Origin of the sequence: Cellulomonas wangleii, assembly GCF_018388445.1 — a bacterium.
GTDB classification, from domain to species: domain Bacteria; phylum Actinomycetota; class Actinomycetes; order Actinomycetales; family Cellulomonadaceae; genus Cellulomonas; species Cellulomonas wangleii.
On the sequence record NZ_CP074405.1, the window covers coordinates 2,301,226 to 2,318,942 of the forward strand.

16 protein-coding genes are annotated in these 17,717 nt (G+C 73.2%); 9 read left to right on the forward strand and 7 right to left on the reverse strand.

Annotated features, from left to right (window positions below; all coding sequences use genetic code 11):
- Window positions 1–18: 18 nt before the first annotated feature.
- From KG103_RS10595 to KG103_RS10605, 3 genes are all read right to left on the reverse strand, one after another.
- On the reverse strand, window positions 19–1,371 hold the full coding sequence (locus tag KG103_RS10595; protein WP_207341161.1) for a class II 3-deoxy-7-phosphoheptulonate synthase: 1,353 nt from the start codon (window positions 1,369–1,371) through the stop codon (window positions 19–21).
- Entirely contained in the window at window positions 1,368–2,588 is a 1,221-nt protein-coding gene (locus KG103_RS10600) for a pyrophosphate--fructose-6-phosphate 1-phosphotransferase (RefSeq protein WP_207341160.1), read from the reverse strand. The genes KG103_RS10595 and KG103_RS10600 overlap by 4 nt, the downstream gene beginning before the upstream one ends.
- 186 nt (window positions 2,589–2,774) lie before the next feature.
- Window positions 2,775–3,572 carry a lysophospholipid acyltransferase family protein gene (locus tag KG103_RS10605; RefSeq protein ID WP_243656431.1) on the reverse strand — a complete coding sequence of 266 codons (798 nt, stop codon included), beginning with the start codon at window positions 3,570–3,572 and terminating at the stop codon, window positions 2,775–2,777.
- A gap of 118 nt (window positions 3,573–3,690) precedes the next feature.
- Here KG103_RS10605 and KG103_RS10610 point away from each other — a divergent pair, with 118 nt between their 5' ends.
- Complete coding sequence (locus KG103_RS10610; RefSeq protein WP_207341159.1) at window positions 3,691–4,293, forward strand: hypothetical protein; 603 nt, start codon at window positions 3,691–3,693, stop codon at window positions 4,291–4,293.
- Between the two features lie 52 nt (window positions 4,294–4,345).
- Here KG103_RS10610 and KG103_RS10615 read toward each other — a convergent pair whose 3' ends face one another.
- Window positions 4,346–5,293, reverse strand: a complete 948-nt coding sequence (locus KG103_RS10615; RefSeq protein ID WP_207341158.1) for an ROK family glucokinase — start codon at window positions 5,291–5,293, stop codon at window positions 4,346–4,348.
- Between the two features lie 236 nt (window positions 5,294–5,529).
- On the opposite strand from KG103_RS10615, the gene KG103_RS10620 reads away from it, so the two are divergent.
- A complete protein-coding gene (locus KG103_RS10620) occupies window positions 5,530–7,332 on the forward strand; it encodes an AMP-dependent synthetase/ligase (RefSeq protein WP_207341157.1) in 1,803 nt (600 codons plus the stop codon).
- Window positions 7,333–7,423: 91 nt separating this feature from the next.
- On the opposite strand, the gene KG103_RS10625 is transcribed toward KG103_RS10620, so the two are convergent.
- A complete protein-coding gene (locus KG103_RS10625) occupies window positions 7,424–8,731 on the reverse strand; it encodes an NYN domain-containing protein (protein ID WP_207341156.1) in 1,308 nt (435 codons plus the stop codon).
- Window positions 8,732–8,799: 68 nt separating this feature from the next.
- Between KG103_RS10625 and KG103_RS10630 the strand changes: the two genes are divergently transcribed.
- Both KG103_RS10630 and KG103_RS10635 read left to right on the forward strand, forming a co-directional pair.
- Window positions 8,800–10,617: a DEDD exonuclease domain-containing protein gene (locus KG103_RS10630; protein WP_207341155.1), complete on the forward strand. Its 1,818-nt coding sequence runs from the start codon at window positions 8,800–8,802 to the stop codon at window positions 10,615–10,617.
- 7 nt (window positions 10,618–10,624) lie between these two features.
- Window positions 10,625–10,906, forward strand: a complete 282-nt coding sequence (locus KG103_RS10635; RefSeq protein WP_207341154.1) for an Lrp/AsnC family transcriptional regulator — start codon at window positions 10,625–10,627, stop codon at window positions 10,904–10,906.
- Window positions 10,907–10,937: 31 nt separating this feature from the next.
- On the opposite strand, the gene trpD is transcribed toward KG103_RS10635, so the two are convergent.
- Together trpD and KG103_RS10645 are read right to left on the reverse strand one after the other, a co-directional pair.
- Window positions 10,938–11,987, reverse strand: coding sequence for an anthranilate phosphoribosyltransferase (gene trpD, locus KG103_RS10640; protein ID WP_207341153.1), 1,050 nt, complete (start codon window positions 11,985–11,987; stop codon window positions 10,938–10,940).
- On the reverse strand, window positions 11,984–12,400 hold the full coding sequence (locus KG103_RS10645) for a response regulator transcription factor (RefSeq protein WP_207341152.1): 417 nt from the start codon (window positions 12,398–12,400) through the stop codon (window positions 11,984–11,986). Before KG103_RS10645 ends, trpD begins: the two co-directional genes overlap by 4 nt.
- A 184-nt stretch (window positions 12,401–12,584) precedes the next feature.
- Here KG103_RS10645 and ctaE point away from each other — a divergent pair, with 184 nt between their 5' ends.
- From ctaE to KG103_RS10670, 5 genes are all read left to right on the forward strand, one after another.
- Window positions 12,585–13,232: an aa3-type cytochrome oxidase subunit III gene (ctaE, locus tag KG103_RS10650; RefSeq protein WP_207341151.1), complete on the forward strand. Its 648-nt coding sequence runs from the start codon at window positions 12,585–12,587 to the stop codon at window positions 13,230–13,232.
- Between the two features lie 72 nt (window positions 13,233–13,304).
- Complete coding sequence (gene qcrC / locus KG103_RS10655; protein WP_089799463.1) at window positions 13,305–14,090, forward strand: cytochrome bc1 complex diheme cytochrome c subunit; 786 nt, start codon at window positions 13,305–13,307, stop codon at window positions 14,088–14,090.
- Window positions 14,087–15,151 carry a cytochrome bc1 complex Rieske iron-sulfur subunit gene (gene qcrA / locus KG103_RS10660; RefSeq protein ID WP_207341150.1) on the forward strand — a complete coding sequence of 355 codons (1,065 nt, stop codon included), beginning with the start codon at window positions 14,087–14,089 and terminating at the stop codon, window positions 15,149–15,151. The genes qcrC and qcrA overlap by 4 nt, the downstream gene beginning before the upstream one ends.
- A complete protein-coding gene (gene qcrB, locus KG103_RS10665) occupies window positions 15,148–16,896 on the forward strand; it encodes a cytochrome bc1 complex cytochrome b subunit (protein WP_207341149.1) in 1,749 nt (582 codons plus the stop codon). The genes qcrA and qcrB overlap by 4 nt, the downstream gene beginning before the upstream one ends.
- 122 nt (window positions 16,897–17,018) lie before the next feature.
- Window positions 17,019–17,645, forward strand: coding sequence for a superoxide dismutase (locus KG103_RS10670; RefSeq protein ID WP_207341148.1), 627 nt, complete (start codon window positions 17,019–17,021; stop codon window positions 17,643–17,645).
- Window positions 17,646–17,717 lie beyond the last annotated feature (72 nt).

The following is a 17,717-nucleotide window of genomic DNA, read 5'->3' on the forward strand; positions in this document are numbered from 1 at the left end:
GGCTCTCGGCACGCACCCTCAGGCGCGGCGCAGCAGCTCCACGACCTGGAACGCCATCTCCAGCGACTGCTGGTGGTTCAGCCGCGGGTCCACGAGCGTCTCGTACCGCAGGGCGAGCCCCTCGTCGTCGATCTCCTCGGTGCCGCCCAGGACCTCGGTGACGTCGTCACCGGTGAGCTCGACGTGCAGGCCACCCGGGACGGTGCCGAGCGCGCGGTGCACCTCGAAGAACCCGGCCACCTCGTCCATGACGTCGCTGAACCGCCGCGTCTTGTACCCGTTGGCCGACGTGATGCCGTTGCCGTGCATCGGGTCGCACACCCAGGTGACGGGCCGGCCGTCGGCGGTGACCTTCTCGACCAGCGCGGGCAGCAGGTCGCGCACCTTCCCGGCGCCCATCCGCGTGACGAACGTCAGGCGGCCGGGCTCCCCCGTGGGGTTGAGCCGGTCGATCAGCGCGATGGCGTCGTCACCCGTCGTGGTGGGGCCGAGCTTCACGCCGAGCGGGTTCTGCACGCGGGAGAAGAAGTCCACGTGCGCCGCGTCGAGCTGGCGGGTGCGCTCCCCGATCCACAGGAAGTGCGCCGAGCAGTCGTAGGGCAGGCCCGTGCGCGAGTCGATGCGCGTCAGCGGCCGCTCGTAGTCGAGCAGCAGCCCCTCGTGCGCCGAGTAGAAGTCGACCGTGCGCAGCGCGTCGAAGTCCGCACCGCACGCCGCCATGAAGCGGATCGCCCGGTCGATCTCCGCGGCGATCTCCTCGTAGCGCGAGTACGCCGGGTTCGACGTGAACCCGCGGTTCCACTCGTGCACCCGCAGCAGCGACGCGAACCCGCCCGTCGTGAACGCCCGGATGAGGTTCAGCGTCGAGGCGGACGTGTGGTACGCCTCGAGCAGCCGCTCCGGGTCCGGGGTGCGCGCCTCCGCGGTGAACTCGAAGCCGTTGATCACGTCGCCGCGGAACGCGGGGAGCGTGACACCGTCGCGCGTCTCGACGTCCGACGAGCGCGGCTTGGCGTACTGCCCCGCCATCCGCCCCATCTTCACGACGGGCATGCTGGCGCCGTACGTGAGCACGACCGCCATCTGCAGGATCGTCTTGATCTTGTTGCGGATGTTGTCGGCCGTGGCCTCCGCGAACGTCTCGGCGCAGTCCCCGCCCTGCAGGACGAACGCCTCGCCGCGCGACGCGGCGGCGAGCTGCGCCCGCAGCGCGTCGGCCTCGCCCGCGAACACGAGCGGGGGCAGGCTCGCGAGCCGGTCGCGGACGCGCCGCACCTGCGACGCGTCCGGCCACTGGGGCTGCTGACCGACCGGCAGCGTCTCCCAGGCGTCGAGCCCGGCGACGACGCCCGCGTCCGGCTCGACGCTCACGAGTGGCTCGCGGGAACGAGCCGCTGACCGATGTCGGACAGCAGCGCCCCGAACCAGGCCTGGGACACGTCGAACGCCTTGCCGCCGGCGATGCGGGGGAACTCGATCGCGCGCAGGCGGTCGCCGTCCTCCTCGTCGTGGCCGATGACGCCCGACTCGCCGCGCAGCGCGCACTCGACGGCCAGGTCGGTCATGGACTTGATGAGACGCAGGTCCTCGGCGTTCGCCGCCGCGGCGCGCGAGTAGTAGCCGGACTTCTGGACCATGACCTTCTCGGCGCCCAGCTTCTCCGCGAACTGCTTGGCGAACCACTGGCCGGGGTTGATGGTGTCCAGCTTCACGTGACCGAACGGGTCGCGCTCGACGGGCTGACCGGCGGCCTCGAGCTGCTCGACGATCTCGTGCATGCCCGCACCCTCGGACAGGAAGATGTTGACGTTGCCCAGCTCGTCCATGACGCCCTTGAGGCGCTCGGCCTCGGCGTCGATGTCGAGGGCCAGCTCCGGCAGGAAGACGGCGTGGATGTCCCACCGCTCGCGCGACAGGCCGATCTCCGGGACCCACTCCTGCGTGTCGAGCCACTTGCGGTACTCCGCGGCGGCGGCGGCGGTCAGCCAGCCGCAGTGCCGGCCCATGACCTCGTGCACGATGAGCATGCGCGGCCCCGAGCGGTGCTCGCCGATGATGTTGCGCGCGAACCCGGCGGCCTCCTCGGCCGCGGTCCACGCCCCGAGCGACTGCCGGATCGGCACGACGTCGTTGTCGATCGTCTTGGGCAGGCCCACGACGGTCAGCTCGTACCCGTTCTCGTGCAGGTACGCGGCGAGGTCGGCCGCTGTGGTGTTCGTGTCGTCACCGCCGATGGTGTGGAGCACGTCCACGCCGTCGGCCTTGAGCTGCTCGGCAGCGACCTGCAGCGGGTCCTCGCCCTCCTTCACCAGACCGCGCTTGACGCAGTCCTTGGCGTTGGTGAGCTTGACGCGCGAGTTGCCGATCGGCGACCCGCCGAAGCGGTGGAGGATGCCGGCCTTCGCCCGCACCTCGGGGGTGACGGTGACGCTCTCACCGAGCAGCAGGCCGTGGTAGCCGTGCTGGTACGCGATGATCTCGACCTCGGGAGCGATCTCCGTGTAGCGCTCGATGAGCCCGCCGACGGCGGACGACAGGCAGGGAGCGAAACCGCCGGCGGTCAGAAGGGCGACGCGACGGACCGACATGGGACACACCTCTCGTTGGCAAGCAATGACGGCGTGGGCTGCGACGACGCACCCGGCCGGCGCCCAGCGTGGGGCCTGCGTGCACCCCGCCACCGGGACCGAGGTCCGGGGCCGGGCGTCATGCAGAGGACGGCGGGCGCGCGCCGCAGGGCACGCGCACGGGCCCGACGCACGGCCGGGTCCATCTCATCCTACTGACGGCGGGGCCTCGTCCTGCGGCGGGACCGGAACCTGGACATCGGGCACCGGCCGACCGCCGGGCGCGGCGGGCATCCGGCCCGCACCGTCGCCCGCCTCGGGGTGACCCGTGGCGATCCGGGCCTTCTGCGTCGCGGCGTACACGTCGACGTACTCCTGGCCCGACAGGCTCATGATCGCGTACATGATCTCGTCCGTCACGGACCGCAGGATGAACCGGTCGTTCTCCATGCCCCGGTACCGGGAGAAGTCCAGCGGCTCGCCGATGACGATCCCGATCCGCATGATCTTCGGGATGCGCCGGCCCAGCGGCTGCGCGACGTCGGTGCCGACCATGGCCACGGGGATCACGGGAGCGCCCGACTCCAGCGCCAGCCGGGCGACGCCGGTCTTGCCACGGTAGAGACGCCCGTCGGGGCTGCGGGTGCCCTCCGGGTAGATGCCGAACAGGCCGCCCTCGGACAACCGCCGCAGGCCGGTCCGCAGCGCCGCCTCACCGGCCTTGCCGCCACCGCGGTCGACGGGGATGGTGCCCACGCCGCGCATGAAGCCGGCGGTCACACGCCCTTTGAGGCCGACACCGGTGAAGTACTCCTGCTTGCCGATGAACACGATCGCGCGGTCGAGCACGAGCGGCAGGAAGAAGGAGTCGATGACGGCCAGGTGGTTGCTCGCGAGGATCGCACCGCCCTCGGCGGGGACGTTCTGCGCACCACGCACCCACGGCCGGTAGACCAGGCGCAGCAGGGGCCCGACGAACACCCGCTTCATCAACCAGTAGAACAACGTGTCTCCTCGCTCGACGTCCGTCGCGCCGACCCGTCCCGCGGGCCGCCGGCCGGCCCGCGGACCCGCCACCGACCGCGACGGGCCGGTTCGTCGGGTCCGACTCTAGAGTGCTCCCATGGACGCACGTCCCGAGGACGACCCCGGCGCCGACGACTCCGCCGGCGCGGAGCACCCCCGCGACGTCCCCGCGGGGCCGCCGCACGACGACCGGCCGCGGGCGGACGACCCGGCCGACGGGGTCGCGACCGACGACGAGGTGTGGGCCTCGCTGGTCGCGCGGCTGTCCGACGTGGACGCAGCGCCCGAGCCGCCGACCCGCGGCCGTGTGCTGCGCGCGGCACCCGAGGAGCCCTCCGCGGTCGGCCCGCCGGAGGCGCCCGGCCCTGCCGCCACCGCTCCCGGCCCCGCTCCCCTGGGTGCCCGCGACTGGGACGGCACCACGCAGTACGACGCGGCCGAGGACGCCGTGGACGACATCGAGCACTTCGTCCCGCAGGACCCCGGCCCGGTGCTGGGCGGGAACCCGCTGCTCACGCTGGCCTGGGGCGCCGCGATCGGGTCGCCCCTGTTCCTGCTCGTGGTGGTCGTCGCGTGGCAGGACGCGCCCGCCCTGCTCGTGCGCGCGGCGGCCGCACTGTTCGTCCTCGCCGTGGCCATCCTGGTGTGGCGCATGCCACAGCGCCGCGAGCCGACGGACGGCGACGGCGCGGTCGTCTGACCCGTCCGGACCGCGCGGCCGCCGGCCTCGCCGCCGTCGGCGCGGGTGGACGTCAGATCCGCGCGAGGTCTGCGGCGCCGACCATGCCGGCGTCGTTGCCCATGGCCGCGACGACGATCGCCGCCTCCGGCCGGTGCCCTCGGCCCGAGAGCTGCTCGCCGAACGCCTTGCGCGCGGGCACCAGGAGCAGATCGCCCGCGGCGCTCACGCCGCCGCCGATGACGAACAGCTCGGGGTCGAGCAGAGCCGCGACGCTGGCCGCACCCTCCCCGACCCAGCGACCGACCTCCCCGAGGAGCTCCAGGGCGAGCGGGTCGCCGTCCTGGGCCGCCCGCGTGACGAGCGGGCCCGTGATCGCGTCGGGACCGCCGCCGGCGAGCTCGAGCAGTCCTGCCGCGAGCTCCGGGTGCGTGATCGCGGCGGCCTGCGCGTCGCGCACGAGCGCCGAGCCCGAGACGTACTGCTCCCAGCAGCCCTCGTGCCCGCAGCCGCAGTAGTGCCCGCCGGGCACCACCCGCATGTGGCCGATCTCGGCAGCGGCACCCCAGGCACCCCGGGCCAGCCGCCCGCCGGAGACGATCGCACCGCCCAGCCCGGTGCCGAGCGTGAGCATCACCATGTCCTCGACGTCCCGCCCGACGCCGAACCGGAACTCGGCCCACCCCGCCGCGTTGGCGTCGTTCTCGACGACGACCCGCACGTCGGGGTCGCCGATGAGGGCGGCGACGTTGTCCCGCAGGGGGTACTCGCGCCACGCGATGTTCGGGGCGAACAGCACGCGGGCGCGGTCCGAGGCCACGAAGCCCGCCGCGGCCAGACCGACCTGCTGCACCTCGTACGACGCGGTCAGCTCGCGGTAGACGTCCGCGATGGCGGCGTCGATGCTCGCGACGTCGTCGGGGTCGGTGTCCCTCCGCGTCTGCGCGAGGATCCTGCCGTCGTCGTCGACCACGCCTGCCGCGATCTTCGTCCCGCCGATGTCGACCCCGATGGCGTGCATGTCCCGGTCCGCTCCTGCCCTCGCCGCGGCGCGTCCCTCGCGCACGCGCCACCCACGCTAGCGCCCGTGTCGACCGGTGCGGGAGCGCGACCACGCCGCACGCCGGGCCGTGACCCGGTCGCCCGGCACAGCCCTGTGCCCCTGGCCTGCGACTCCACCCGTCCGGACGCCCGTGACCAGGGACGGACGTCCCGTATCCTCATGGCACCCTTCGCCCCCCTGCCACTGGAGTCAGCATGGACGAGTCCCACAGCCCTCTCCTCGTCGAGGTCGATCCGTCGGACAACCTCAACGACCTGCTCGCGTCCCGCGTGCGCAGCACGCCGGACCGGGTGCTCGTCGAGCGCTACGTGGACGGCGCCTGGCTGCCCATGACGGCGCGCGAGTACGACGCCGCGATCGTGGCGGCCGCGCGTGGGCTCGTCGCCAAGGGCGTGCAGCCCGGCGACCGCGTGGGCATCATGTCGCGGACGCGGTACGAGTGGTCCCTGCTCGACTGGGCGACGTGGGCGGTCGGCGCGGTCCCCGTGCCGCTGTACGAGACGTCGTCGGCCGAGCAGGTCGCCTGGATCCTCACGGACGCCGACGTCAGCCTCCTGGTGGTCGAGACGCAGGCGCACGCCGACGTCGTGGCCGAGGTGCGCGGCCAGGCGCCCACCCTGCGCGAGGTGCTCGTCATCGACGACGGCGCGCTCGACACGCTGGTGGCGGCCGGTGCCGGCGTCGAGGAGTCCGAGGTGGCGCGCCGTCGTGGTCTCGCGGCGCGCGACGACCTCGCCACCGTCATCTACACGTCCGGCACCACGGGCCGTCCGAAGGGTGTCGAGCTCACGCACGGCAACTTCTCGGTCCTGACGACGAACGCGGTCGAGAAGCTCAGCGCCGTCGTGTCCGACCCCGGCGCGCGGACCATGCTCTTCATGCCCCTCGCGCACGTGTTCGCGCGGTTCGTGCACGTGCTGACGGTCCCGGCGGGCGCGACCCTGGGCCACTGGCCCGACACCAAGACCCTCATCGAGGGCATCGGGACCTTCCGCCCCACGTTCATCCTCTCCGTGCCGCGCGTGTTCGAGAAGGTCTACAACTCGGCCGAGCAGAAGGCCGCCGCCGGGGGCAAGGGCGCGATCTTCCAGCGGGCCGCCAAGACCGCGATCGTCTACTCCCGTGCACTGGACACCCCGCGCGGGCCGAGCCCCTGGCTGCGGCTGCAGCACAAGGTCGCCGACGTGCTGGTGCTCTCGAAGCTGCGCAAGGTGCTCGGGGGGCAGGTCGAGTGGGCCATCTCCGGCGGTGCGCCCCTCGGCGAGCGGCTCGGGCACTTCTACCGCGGGGTCGGCCTGAAGGTCCTCGAGGGCTACGGCCTGACGGAGACCACGGCACCCGCCACGGTCAACCTGCCGGAGCGCACCAAGATCGGTACCGTCGGCCCCGCGCTGCCGGGCACCGCGCTGCGGCTGGCCGCCGACGGCGAGATCGAGATCAAGGGCATCCAGGTCTTCCGCGGGTACCACAACAACCCGCAGGCGACCGCCGATTCCATGCAGGACGGCTGGTTCCGCACGGGCGACCTCGGCTCGATCGACGAGGACGGCTTCCTGCGGATCACCGGCCGCAAGAAGGAGATCATCGTGACGGCGGGCGGCAAGAACGTCGCCCCGAGCGTGCTCGAGGACCGGCTGCGGGGCCACCCCCTGGTGAGCCAGGTCGTCGTGGTCGGTGACCAGCGGCCGTTCATCGGTGCGCTCATCACGCTGGACCCCGAGGGCGTGCCCGGCTGGCTCAGCGCGCACGGCAAGCCCGCGATGTCGGTCGAGGAGGCGGCGAAGGACCCCGACGTCCTGGCGTCCCTGGACCGGGCCGTCGAGCGCACCAACAAGGCCGTCTCGCGCGCCGAGTCCATCCGCCGGTACCGGATCCTCGACCGCGACCTGACGATCGCCGACGGGTACCTCACGCCGAAGCTCAGCGTCCGCCGGGCCGAGGTGCTCAAGGACTTCGCCGCCGAGGTCGAGGCCCTGTACACCTCCGGGGAGCGCTGACCCGCAGCCCGTCGACCGCACCGTCACCACGCCCCCGGCACCCCGTGCCGGGGGCGTGGTGCGTCCCCCGTCGTTCCTGGAGGCACCGGCGTCAGCGGCGCCGCAGCCGCTCCACGACCGTCACCGCCGGCACCGCCCAGGCGCCGTGCGCCTCGACGTCGCGGACGATCTCGCGGTCCGACGTCGCCACCACGAGGACGCGGCCCGGCGGCTCGGCCGCCACCAGGCGGCGCAGCAGGTCGTCCGCCGTCTCCCCCGACGTGAACAGCACCCGCACGCCCCGCACGGCCGCGACGGCCCGGTGGCCGGGCTGCCCGTCGAAGCAGCAGGTGATCTCCGCGCCGGTCTGCGCGGCCAGCGCCGCCATGCCGTCCACCACGAGCCGTCGCTGGTCGGCCAGCGTCGTGCCGGGCCAGCCGGTCTTCGACACGTTGTAGCCGTCGACGAGCAGGTGCGCCCGCGGCAGCCGCAGCAGGTCGTCGAGCAGCGCCGGGTCGTCGACCGAGCGACCCCGCGACGTGGGCCGGTCGGCCGGCGCCGCGTCCGCGGGCGCCGCGAGGTCGGCCGGGAGGTCGACGACCGGCGGCAGCGCCAGCTCGGCACGCAGCCCGCCGGCGGCGTCGATCAGCGTGTCGAGCAGCAGGCGGGCGCGCGTCTCCGCGAGGCGCCGGCCGGTGCGTGCGGTGTCCCGGGCCACGGCGCGCTCGGCCGTCGCCGCCCGCAGGTCCGCGGCCGCGGCCGCCCGCTCGGCGGTGGCGGCGGCGTGGTCCGCGGCCGCCCGCCGGGCGTCCTCGGCGGCCGCCGCGGCCAGTGCCCGCGCGTCGCCGCGCGCGCGGTCGGCGTCCGAGCGGAGCCGGCGCAGCTCGCGCTGCAGCGCCGCGAGCTCCTCGCGGGCCGCACGCTCGCCCTCGCGGGCCACGCCCAGGGCGACCCGCAGCCGGGCGGCCTCGCGCGCGGCCGCCTCGTCGCGGCGCGCGTCGGCGTCCTGACGGGGCGCGGGGGCCTCCGGGCGCAGCAGGTCCTGCCACGGGTGCCCCTGCAACCAGGCGCCGACCGCCCTGTCGAGCGCCGGAGCGTCGGGGGACGCCCCGGGCGGCGGTCCGGCCGCGTCGGGCTCCGCCGCTGCGGGCGCACCGTCCTGCGCGAGCAGCCACACCCGGGTGACGCGCGCCCGGAAGCCCTCGTCCTCCTGCAGCGCCGTCCACAGGGGCAGCGCACCGGCCGTCGCGCGCCGCCGGGGTGCGAAGCGTCGCACCGCACGCAGCGCCGCGGGCGTCTGCGCGGGGTCGGTCTCCCCGAGCACGTCGGCGGCCAGGCGCACCAGCGCCGCCCGCAGGTCCGCGGGCACCTCGGCGGCGTCCTGCACCTCGTCCTGCGCCCCGTCCTGCGGCTCCGCCATGCGCCCCACCCTAGGTCGGGGCGCCGGCGACGGCGGGGGTGTCGGTGCGGCCGGGTACCGTCCGCCACATGCCCACCGCTCGTCGTCTGCGTCCGCTCGAGCACACGGCACCCGGACCGGGCGCCGCGCCCGTGCAGCTCGGGCTGGACGAGCTCGGCACGCCGTTGCGGGACGTGACGTTCGTGGTGGTGGACCTCGAGACGACCGGTGGCCGCGCCACGGAGGACGCGATCACCGAGATCGGGGCGGTCAAGGTCCGTGGCGGCGAGGTCCTCGGCGAGTTCCAGACGCTCGTCGACCCCGGGGGGCCCGTCCCGCCGTTCATCCAGGTGCTCACGGGGATCACCACGTCGATGCTCGTCGGCGCGCCGACGATCGCCCAGGTCCTGCCGAGCTTCCTGGAGTTCGCCCGCGGGTCGGTGCTCGTTGCGCACAACGCACCCTTCGACGTCGGGTTCCTGCGGGCCGCCGCGGCGCGGCTCGACCGTCCGTGGCCCGGCTTCCCGGTGGTGGACACGGTGCGGCTCGCGCGCCGCGTCGTGCTGCGCGACGAGGCGCCCAACCACAAGCTCTCGACCCTGGCCGCCCTGTTCGGCGCGCAGGTCACCCCGAACCACCGCGCGCTGTCCGACGCGCGGGCGACCGTCGACGTGCTCCACGCGCTGCTCGGTCGGCTCGCGCCGCTGGGCGTCACGCACCTCGAGGACCTCGCGACGGCCACCGACCCCGTCCCGGCGGACGTGCGCCGCCGCAGCACGCTGGCCGACGGCCTGCCCGACTCCCCCGGCGTCTACCTCTTCCGTGGCCCGCGCGAGGAGGTGCTGTACGTCGGGGTGTCGACGACCTCGCTGCGCCGCCGCGTGCGCAGCTACTTCACCTCGGCCGAGAAGCGCGGCCGCATGACCGAGATGGTGCGGCTGGCCGAGCGCGTGGACCCCGTGGTGTGCGTGTCGCCGCTGGAGGCGCGGGTCCGCGAGCTGCGCCTCATCGCCGAGCACTCCCCGCGCTACAACCGCCGCTCCCGGTCCCCCGAGCGCATGCCCTGGGTGCGCCTGACGGACGAGCCCTTCCCGCGGCTGTCCGTCGTGCGGGACGTGCGGCCGGGGCCGACCCACATCGGGCCGTTCGCGTCCCGGGCGCTCGCGCAGCAGGCGGTGGACGCCCTGCACGCGGCGTTCGCGCTGCGCCAGTGCACCGGCCGGCTGCCGGCGACGCCGGCGCCCGGAGCCCACGCCTGCGTGCTCGCCGAGGTCGGGCGGTGCGGTGCGCCGTGCACCGGCGGCCAGGACGTCACGACGTACGCCGACGTGGCGGACGCGGTGCGCCGCTCGATGACCGGCGACCCCGCGGCCGTGGCGGAGGCCCACGCGGCGCGCATCCGCACGCTGGCCACGCAGGAGCGCTTCGAGGAGGCCGCGGCGGTGCGCGACCGCCTCACGGCGTTCCTGCGCGGCGCGGCGCGCGCGCAACGGCACGGCCGCCTGGCCACGGTCCGCGAGCTCGTCGCCGCGTGCCGCACGCAGGACGGCGGGTGGGAGCTCGTGCTGGTCCGGCACGGCCGGCTGGCCGGCACCGCGGTCGTCGACCGGCGCACCGACCCGCGCCCCGTCGTCGCGAGCCTGCATGCCGGCGGGGAGCACGTGGCGCCGCCCGTGGCGCCTGCGACCGCCGCGCACCCGGAGGAGACGGACCTGCTGCTGACCTGGCTGGAGCAGCCGGGCGTGCGCCTCGTGGAGGTGGACGGCGAGTGGTCCTCGCCGGTCCGCGCGGCGCAGGCGGTGCGCGACGTGGCTGCGGCGGTAGCCCTCGACCTCGTCGCGCCGCGCGCGCCGCTGGTCGACGATACGCCCGGCTCCCCTGCCGGGGTGCCGCAGCGCACGGCATGATGGCGGCATGCTCACTGCCATCGTGCTGATCGACTGCGACGCCGCCCGCATCCCGGAGGTCGCGGCCGCGGCCGCGGAGATCGAGGGCGTCAGCGAGGTGTACTCGGTGACCGGCGAGGTCGACCTCATCGCCATGGTCCGTGTGCGGGAGCACGAGCGGCTGGCCGACGTCATCGCCGACAAGGTCAGCAAGCTCGACGGCGTCCTGCGGACGCAGACGTACATCGCGTTCCGTGCGTACTCGCGGCACGACCTCGACGAGGCGTTCGCACTCGGCCTCGAGGACTGACCCAGGGCGGCAGCCGCCGCGGGGACGTGCGTCAGGCCGCGGCGGCAGCCCGCCAGCGCTCGAGGACCGCGGCGGCCGCGCCGTCGTCGAGCGCGCGCTCCGCGTGCCCGGCCCCGGCGACCAGCCGCTCCACGAGCGTGCCCGCGGAGGTGCCGGGCAGCGTCGCGTCGGCGACGAGCGCGGCAGCGGCGTTGAGCACCACGGTGTCCCGCACCGGACCGTGCTCCCCGCCGAGGAGGGCGCGCACGACCTCGGCGTTGCGGTCGGCGGCACCGCCGCGCAGCTGCTCGACCGTCACCGGGGGTACCCCGACGGCGGCCCAGTCGACGAGCTCCTCGCGGACCACCCCGTCCCGGACCTCCCAGAACCGGGTGGGACCGGTCGCGGCGACCTCGTCGAGGCCGTCCGACTCCCCCCGGAACACCAGCGCGGACCTGCCACGGGCGGCGAGGACGCCGGCGATGAGGCCCGCCATGCGCGCGTCGGCGACCCCGATGGCGTTGGACCGGGGCTGCGCGGGGTTGGTCAGCGGGCCCAGGAAGTTGAAGGCGGTCGCGATCCCGAGGTCGCGTCGCGTGACGCCCGCGTGCCGCATGGCCGGGTGGAACGCGCCGGCGAAGCAGAAGGTGATCCCCACCTCGGACGCCAGGGCGCCCACGCGTGCCAGCGGCAGGTCGAGCCGGATACCCAGGGCCTCGAGCACGTCGGCGGAACCGGTCGACGACGACGCGGCACGGTTGCCGTGCTTGACGACGGTCAGGCCGGCGCCCGCGACCACCAGGGCCGCCATCGTGGACACGTTGACCGTGTGCAGGCGGTCGCCCCCGGTCCCGACGACGTCCACGGTGCGCCCGGGCACCTCGAACCGGTGCGCGTGGGCCAGCATCGTGTCCGCCAGGCCGGCGAGCTCGTCGACGGTCTCGCCCTTGGCGCGCAGCGCCACGAGGAAGCCGGCCACCTGCGAGGGCGAGGCGTCACCGCTCATGATCCGGTCCATCGCCCAGGCGGCGTGCCCGCTGTCGAGGTCCTGGCCCCGGACGAGCGTCGTCAGCAGGTCGGGCCAGGTCGTCGTCACCGTCATCCGCGCGGCACGCCCGCGTGCACGAGGTCGGCGACCGCCGCGTGCAGCACGACCGGGTCCAGCGGCCGGCTCACGACGGCGTCTGCGTTGGACCACGACGCCAGCCAGGCGTCCTGCGGCCGCCCGGTCAGCACGAGCACGGGCGGGCAGTCGTACACCTCGTCCTTGAGCTGGCGGCACAGGCCGAGCCCGCCGACCTTGTCGGCCTCGCCGTCGAGCACCAGCAGGTCCAGGCCGCCGGCGTCCGTGGCGGCGATCGCGGCGTCCGCGGTGGCGACCTCGACCCAGGCGATGTCTGGCTCGCCCCGCCCGAGGCGGCGACCGACCGCGAGACGCACCTGCTCACGCGCGTCCACGTCGTCGCTGTACAGCAGGATGCGCGGCGCGCGGGCCGCCGGGTTCGCGGTGCTCATGGTGCCCCTCACTCGTCGTCGACGTGCAGACTGCATCTTGGCACGTCCGACCTGCGACGCGGGTGCCACGACCGGTCCGCGGCGCGGATCGCGGCACGCCGGGTCGCACCGAAGGTGACGATGTGACATATCCCCGGGGACGCGCATGGGTCCAACGACCCAAGCAACGCTCCCGTCAGCCATAATGGCGGACGTGTCGACCGCAACGGCTGCCTCGCGCCCCGCCCCCCACCTGACCGTGAACCGACCGAACCCCGTGTCGGTCGGGACGATCGTGTGGCTCGCCAGCGAGCTCATGTTCTTCGCGGGGTTGTTCGCCATGTACTTCACGGTGCGGGCGGCCGTCCCGGAGGAGTGGGCTGTCGAGTCCGCCAAGCTCAATCTCCAGTTCGCGTTCGCGAACACCGCCGTCCTGGTGCTGTCCTCCGTGACCTGCCAGATGGGCGTGTGGGCCGCCGAGCGGCTCCAGCCCGTACGCACCGGGTCGCTGCTGCAGTTCCGGCGGTGGGGCATGAACGAGTGGATGACGCTCACCTACGTGATGGGCGCGGTCTTCATCGGCGGCCAGATCTTCGAGTACGCCGAGCTCGTGGAGCACGGGCTGACGATCTCGTCGTCGCCCTACGGCTCCGTCTTCTACCTGACGACCGGCTTCCACGGCCTGCACGTCGTCGGCGGCCTCATCGCGTTCCTCTTCCTGCTGGGACGCTCCTTCGCCGCCAAGCGCTTCACCCACCACGAGGAGACGACGGCGATCGTCACCTCGTACTACTGGCACTTCGTCGACGTGGTGTGGATCGCGCTGTTCGCGGTCATCTACCTCGTCCGATGACGCCGGCCGGCCCCGCGCGGGCCGGCGCCACCCACCCGCACATCCCCTGACACGCGAGACGAGGACCGATCCGTGAAGGCACTCGCAGCCCGCAGGCACGACCGGCGTGCGCCGGTCGTGCTGCTCCTGCTGGCGCTGCTCCTCACCGGCGCGCTGTACGCCGTGCTGTCCCCCACGTCCGCCGACGCCGCCCCCGCGGCGGCATCGGCTGACCAGGTCGAGACCGGTGAGAAGCTGTTCCAGGCCAACTGCGCGACCTGCCACGGGCCGGACGCCACCGGGACCGACGTGGTCCCGTCGCTCGTCGGCGTCGGCGCCGCGGCGGTCGACTTCCAGGTCGGCACCGGGCGCATGCCCATGCAGGCGAACGGTCCGCAGGCCCCCGCCAAGCCGGCGCAGTTCGACGAGGAGCAGATCGCTGCCCTGGCCGCGTACGTCGCGGCGCTCGGCCCCGGACCGGCCGTGCCGACCGCCGAGCAGGTCGACCCCGCGCTGGGTGACCCGGCCAACGGCATGGCGCTGTTCCGCACCAACTGCTCGATGTGCCACAACGCCGTCGGCGCCGGTGGCGCGCTGTCGCAGGGCAAGTGGGCCCCGAACCTGTGGGAGACCACGCCCACCCACCTGTACGAGGCGATGGCGACCGGCCCGCAGTCGATGCCCGTCTTCAACGACGCCACCCTCACGCCGGACGAGAAGCGCGACATCATCGCCTACGTCGACCTGCAGCGTGAGAGCCCGCCCGGCGGTCTCGACCTCGGCAGCCTCGGCCCCGTCAGCGAGGGCCTGTGGGCGTGGGTCATCGGCATGGGACTGCTCATCGGAGCAGCGGTCTGGATCGGAGCGAGGTCCTCGTGAGCATCACCCAGCACGGCCACGACGGCCACGACGAGCGGCCGCACGCCGACACGGCGGGCTCGGACGTCGTCCTGCGCGAGGGCGAGGACTCGCCCGAGCGCTTCCCGAACCCGGGCTTCGGCCCTCACCGACCGCGACGCTCCGACGTCGACCCGGCCGCGAACAAGCGTGCCGAGCGGCAGGTCGTCGCCCTGTTCGCGATCTCGATCCTGGGCACGATCGGGTTCATCATCGCGTACTTCGCCTTCCCGCTGGGCGACTCCCCCCAGACGCTGCACCGGTCGAACCTCACGCTCGGGCTCGGGCTCGCCTTCGCCCTGCTGGGCATCGGTCTCGCCGCCGTGCACTGGGCCAAGTCGCTGATGAACGACCACGAGAAGGCCGAGGACCGGCACGCCCAGCGCAGCTCGGACCAGACCCGCGCCGAGGCCGTGCAGGTCCTCAAGGACGGCGTCGAGGACTCGGCGATCGGCCGGCGGGGCGTGCTCAAGGGCGCCCTCGTCTCGTCGCTCGCGCTGTTCCCCCTGACCATCGCGCTGCCGCTGATCGGTGAGGTGGGCGAGGACTGGAACGTCCGCAAGCTCAAGCACACGATGTGGGCGAAGAACAAGAAGCTCACGATCGACCCCACCGGTCGCCCCATCAAGGCGGCCGACGTGACCGTCGGCTCGGTCGTGCACGTGATCCCCGAGGGCCTGGACGAGACCGGCGCGCCGCTCGACGAGAAGGCCAAGGCCGTCGTCCTGCTGGTCCGGCTCGACCCCCGGGACATCAAGTCGGAGCAGGGCGAGGGCTGGTCGTACGACGGCATCGTGGCCTTCTCCAAGATCTGCACCCACGTGGGATGCCCGGTGGCCCTGTACGAGCAGCAGACGCACCACCTGCTGTGCCCGTGCCACCAGAGCACGTTCGACGTCGCCGACGGCGCGAAGGTCGTGTTCGGTCCCGCCAAGCGGCCGCTTCCCCAGCTGCCGATCACCGTCGACGACGAGGGCTACCTGGTCGCGCAGAGCGACTTCCACGAGCCCATCGGTCCGAGCTTCTGGGAGCGGCTGCGATGAGCGCCACCACCACGGCACCGCCGAGCGGCAAGGCCGCCAGGACGGCCGACTACCTCGACCAGCGCACCGGCATCGGGACAGCGGTCAAGGAGTTCGCGCGCAAGATCTTCCCCGACCACTGGTCGTTCCTGCTCGGCGAGATCGCGCTCTACAGCTTCATCACGCTGCTGATCTCGGGCGTGTTCCTCACGATGTTCTTCGTGCCGAGCATGGCCGAGGTGCACTACGACGGCCCCTGGCCGACGATGCACGGCGTCGAGATGTCCGAGGCGTTCGCCTCCACGCTGCGCCTGTCGTTCGAGGTCCGCGGTGGTCTGCTCATGCGGCAGATCCACCACTGGGCGGCCCTGATCTTCATGGCCGCGATCGTCACGCACATGATGCGCGTCTTCTTCACCGGCGCGTTCCGCAAGCCGCGTGAGCTCAACTGGGTCGTCGGCTTCGTGCTGCTGATCCTCGGCCTCGCGGCCGGCTTCTCGGGCTACTCGCTCCCCGACGACGTCCTGTCGGGCAACGGCCTGCGCATCACCGACGGCGTCATCAAGGCGATCCCGATCGTGGGCAGCTACCTGTCCTACTTCGTGTTCGGCGGCGAGTTCCCGGGGCACGACATCATCCCGCGGCTCTTCACGGTCCACATCCTGCTGGTGCCGGGCCTGATCCTCGCGCTGATCGCGCTGCACCTGTTCTTCGTGGTGCTGCACAAGCACACGCAGTACCCGGGTTCCGGACGCACCAACGCGAACGTCGTCGGGTACCCGCTGTTCCCGATCTACGTCGCGAAGGCGGGCGGCTACTTCTTCGTCGTCTTCGGCGTGATCGCGCTCATGGGCGCGACGCTGTCGATCAACCCCGTGTGGAACTACGGCCCGTACGACCCGTCGCCCGTGTCCGCAGGTGCCCAGCCCGACTGGTACATGCTGTTCCTCGAGGGCTCGCTGCGGCTCATGCCCGGCCAGACGGAGTACGTGCTGTTCGGACCCGACGGGTACACCCTGTCGCTCAACGTCCTCATCCCCGCGGTGGTCGTGCCCGGCGTGCTCTTCACGCTGCTGGCGCTGTACCCGTTCGTCGAGTCGTTCGCGACCGGCGACAAGCGGGAGCACCACGTGCTGGACCGTCCGCGCAACCGGCCGTTCCGCACCGCGTTCGGCGTCTCGCTGCTGACCGCGTTCTTCATCCTGGTGCTCGCGGGCTCGAACGACATCATCGCGACGCACTTCCACCTGTCGATCAACGACATCACGTGGGTGTTCCGGGTCCTGTTCTTCCTGGGCCCGTGGGCGGCGTTCGTCATCACGAAGCGCATCTGCCTCGCGCTGCAGCGCAAGGACCGCGAGCTGGTCCTCCACGGGCACGAGACCGGGCAGATCGTGCGGTTCGCGTCCGGCGAGTACATCGAGGTGCACAAGCCCCTCGACGCCCACGAGCGCTGGCTGCGCGTCCAGCACGACCCGACGCGACCGATCGAGATCGAGCCGGCGGAGGACTCCCGCGGCGTGCGTCGCAAGGGCTACCGGATGGACCGCGTGCGCCAGCGCCTGTCGCAGGTGTTCTACGAGGACAGGGTCGAGCCGGTCACGCCGGCCGAGCTGGAGGCGTCGCACTCGCACGGTGAGCACGACGCGCTCGGGTCCGACCAGGAGAAGGCCCCCGCCCAGCTGCTGGGCGAGAGCGCACCGACGGGCGGCGGCACGCGCCTCCGCCCGGAGGACGAGACGGGGCCCGGCACGCGGAACAGGTGATCCTGGTCCAGAGTTGACCCCACAGACGACCGTTCGCGGTGTCCGGCCGGACGTGCCGGGCACCGCGACGGCGTTTCCGGGCGGATGCTGAACACCGCCACCCGACGCAGGAGAGGTACGAGATGGCTGACTACACGCTCCCGGATCTGCCGTACGACTACGCGGCGCTCGAGCCGCACATCTCCGGCAGGATCATGGAGCTGCACCACGACAAGCACCACGCCGCGTACGTCACGGGCGCCAACACGGCGCTCGAGAAGCTCGCTGCCGCGCGCGAGGCGGGCGACTTCGCCGCGGTGAACCTGCACGAGAAGAACCTCGCGTTCAACCTCGGTGGGCACGTCAACCACTCGGTCTTCTGGGAGAACCTCTCCCCCGACGGCGGCGACAAGCCCGTCGGCGAGCTGGCCGCCGCGATCGACGAGTTCTTCGGGTCGTTCGAGGCGTTCCAGAAGCACTTCGCCGCGAACGCCGCGGGCATCCAGGGATCCGGCTGGTCGATCCTCGGCTGGGACTCGGTGGGCCAGAAGCTCGCGATCTTCCAGCTGTACGACCAGCAGAGCAACTACCCGCTCGGCCTCGTGCCGATCGTCGTGCTCGACATGTGGGAGCACGCCTTCTACCTCGACTACGTCAACGTCAAGGCGGACTACATCAAGGCCTGGTGGAACATCGTCAACTGGGCGGACGCCGCAGAGCGCTTCACGCGCGCGCGCACCCAGACGGCCGGGCTGATCGTCCCCGCCTGACGCCCTGACGCACCACAGCGGCCGCTCACCCCTCGGGGTGGGCGGCCGCTGTGTGTCCCCGACGGTCGGGAG

Excerpts from the sequence above, each read along its gene's own strand:
- KG103_RS10600 (WP_207341160.1), bottom strand. The coding sequence starts at position 2,588 with ATGTCGGTCCGTCGCGTCGCCCTTCTGACCGCCGGCGGTTTCGCTCCC.
- KG103_RS10625 (WP_207341156.1), bottom strand. The coding sequence starts at position 8,731 with ATGGCGGAGCCGCAGGACGGGGCGCAGGACGAGGTGCAGGACGCCGCC.
- trpD (WP_207341153.1), bottom strand. The coding sequence starts at position 11,987 with ATGACGGTGACGACGACCTGGCCCGACCTGCTGACGACGCTCGTCCGG.
- KG103_RS10615 (WP_207341158.1), bottom strand. The coding sequence starts at position 5,293 with ATGCACGCCATCGGGGTCGACATCGGCGGGACGAAGATCGCGGCAGGC.
- KG103_RS10670 (WP_207341148.1), top strand. The coding sequence starts at position 17,019 with ATGGCTGACTACACGCTCCCGGATCTGCCGTACGACTACGCGGCGCTC.
- KG103_RS10610 (WP_207341159.1), top strand. The coding sequence starts at position 3,691 with ATGGACGCACGTCCCGAGGACGACCCCGGCGCCGACGACTCCGCCGGC.
- KG103_RS10630 (WP_207341155.1), top strand. The coding sequence starts at position 8,800 with ATGCCCACCGCTCGTCGTCTGCGTCCGCTCGAGCACACGGCACCCGGA.
- KG103_RS10635 (WP_207341154.1), top strand. The coding sequence starts at position 10,625 with ATGCTCACTGCCATCGTGCTGATCGACTGCGACGCCGCCCGCATCCCG.
- KG103_RS10645 (WP_207341152.1), bottom strand. The coding sequence starts at position 12,400 with ATGAGCACCGCGAACCCGGCGGCCCGCGCGCCGCGCATCCTGCTGTAC.
- KG103_RS10620 (WP_207341157.1), top strand. The coding sequence starts at position 5,530 with ATGGACGAGTCCCACAGCCCTCTCCTCGTCGAGGTCGATCCGTCGGAC.
- ctaE (WP_207341151.1), top strand. The coding sequence starts at position 12,585 with ATGGCGGACGTGTCGACCGCAACGGCTGCCTCGCGCCCCGCCCCCCAC.
- qcrB (WP_207341149.1), top strand. The coding sequence starts at position 15,148 with ATGAGCGCCACCACCACGGCACCGCCGAGCGGCAAGGCCGCCAGGACG.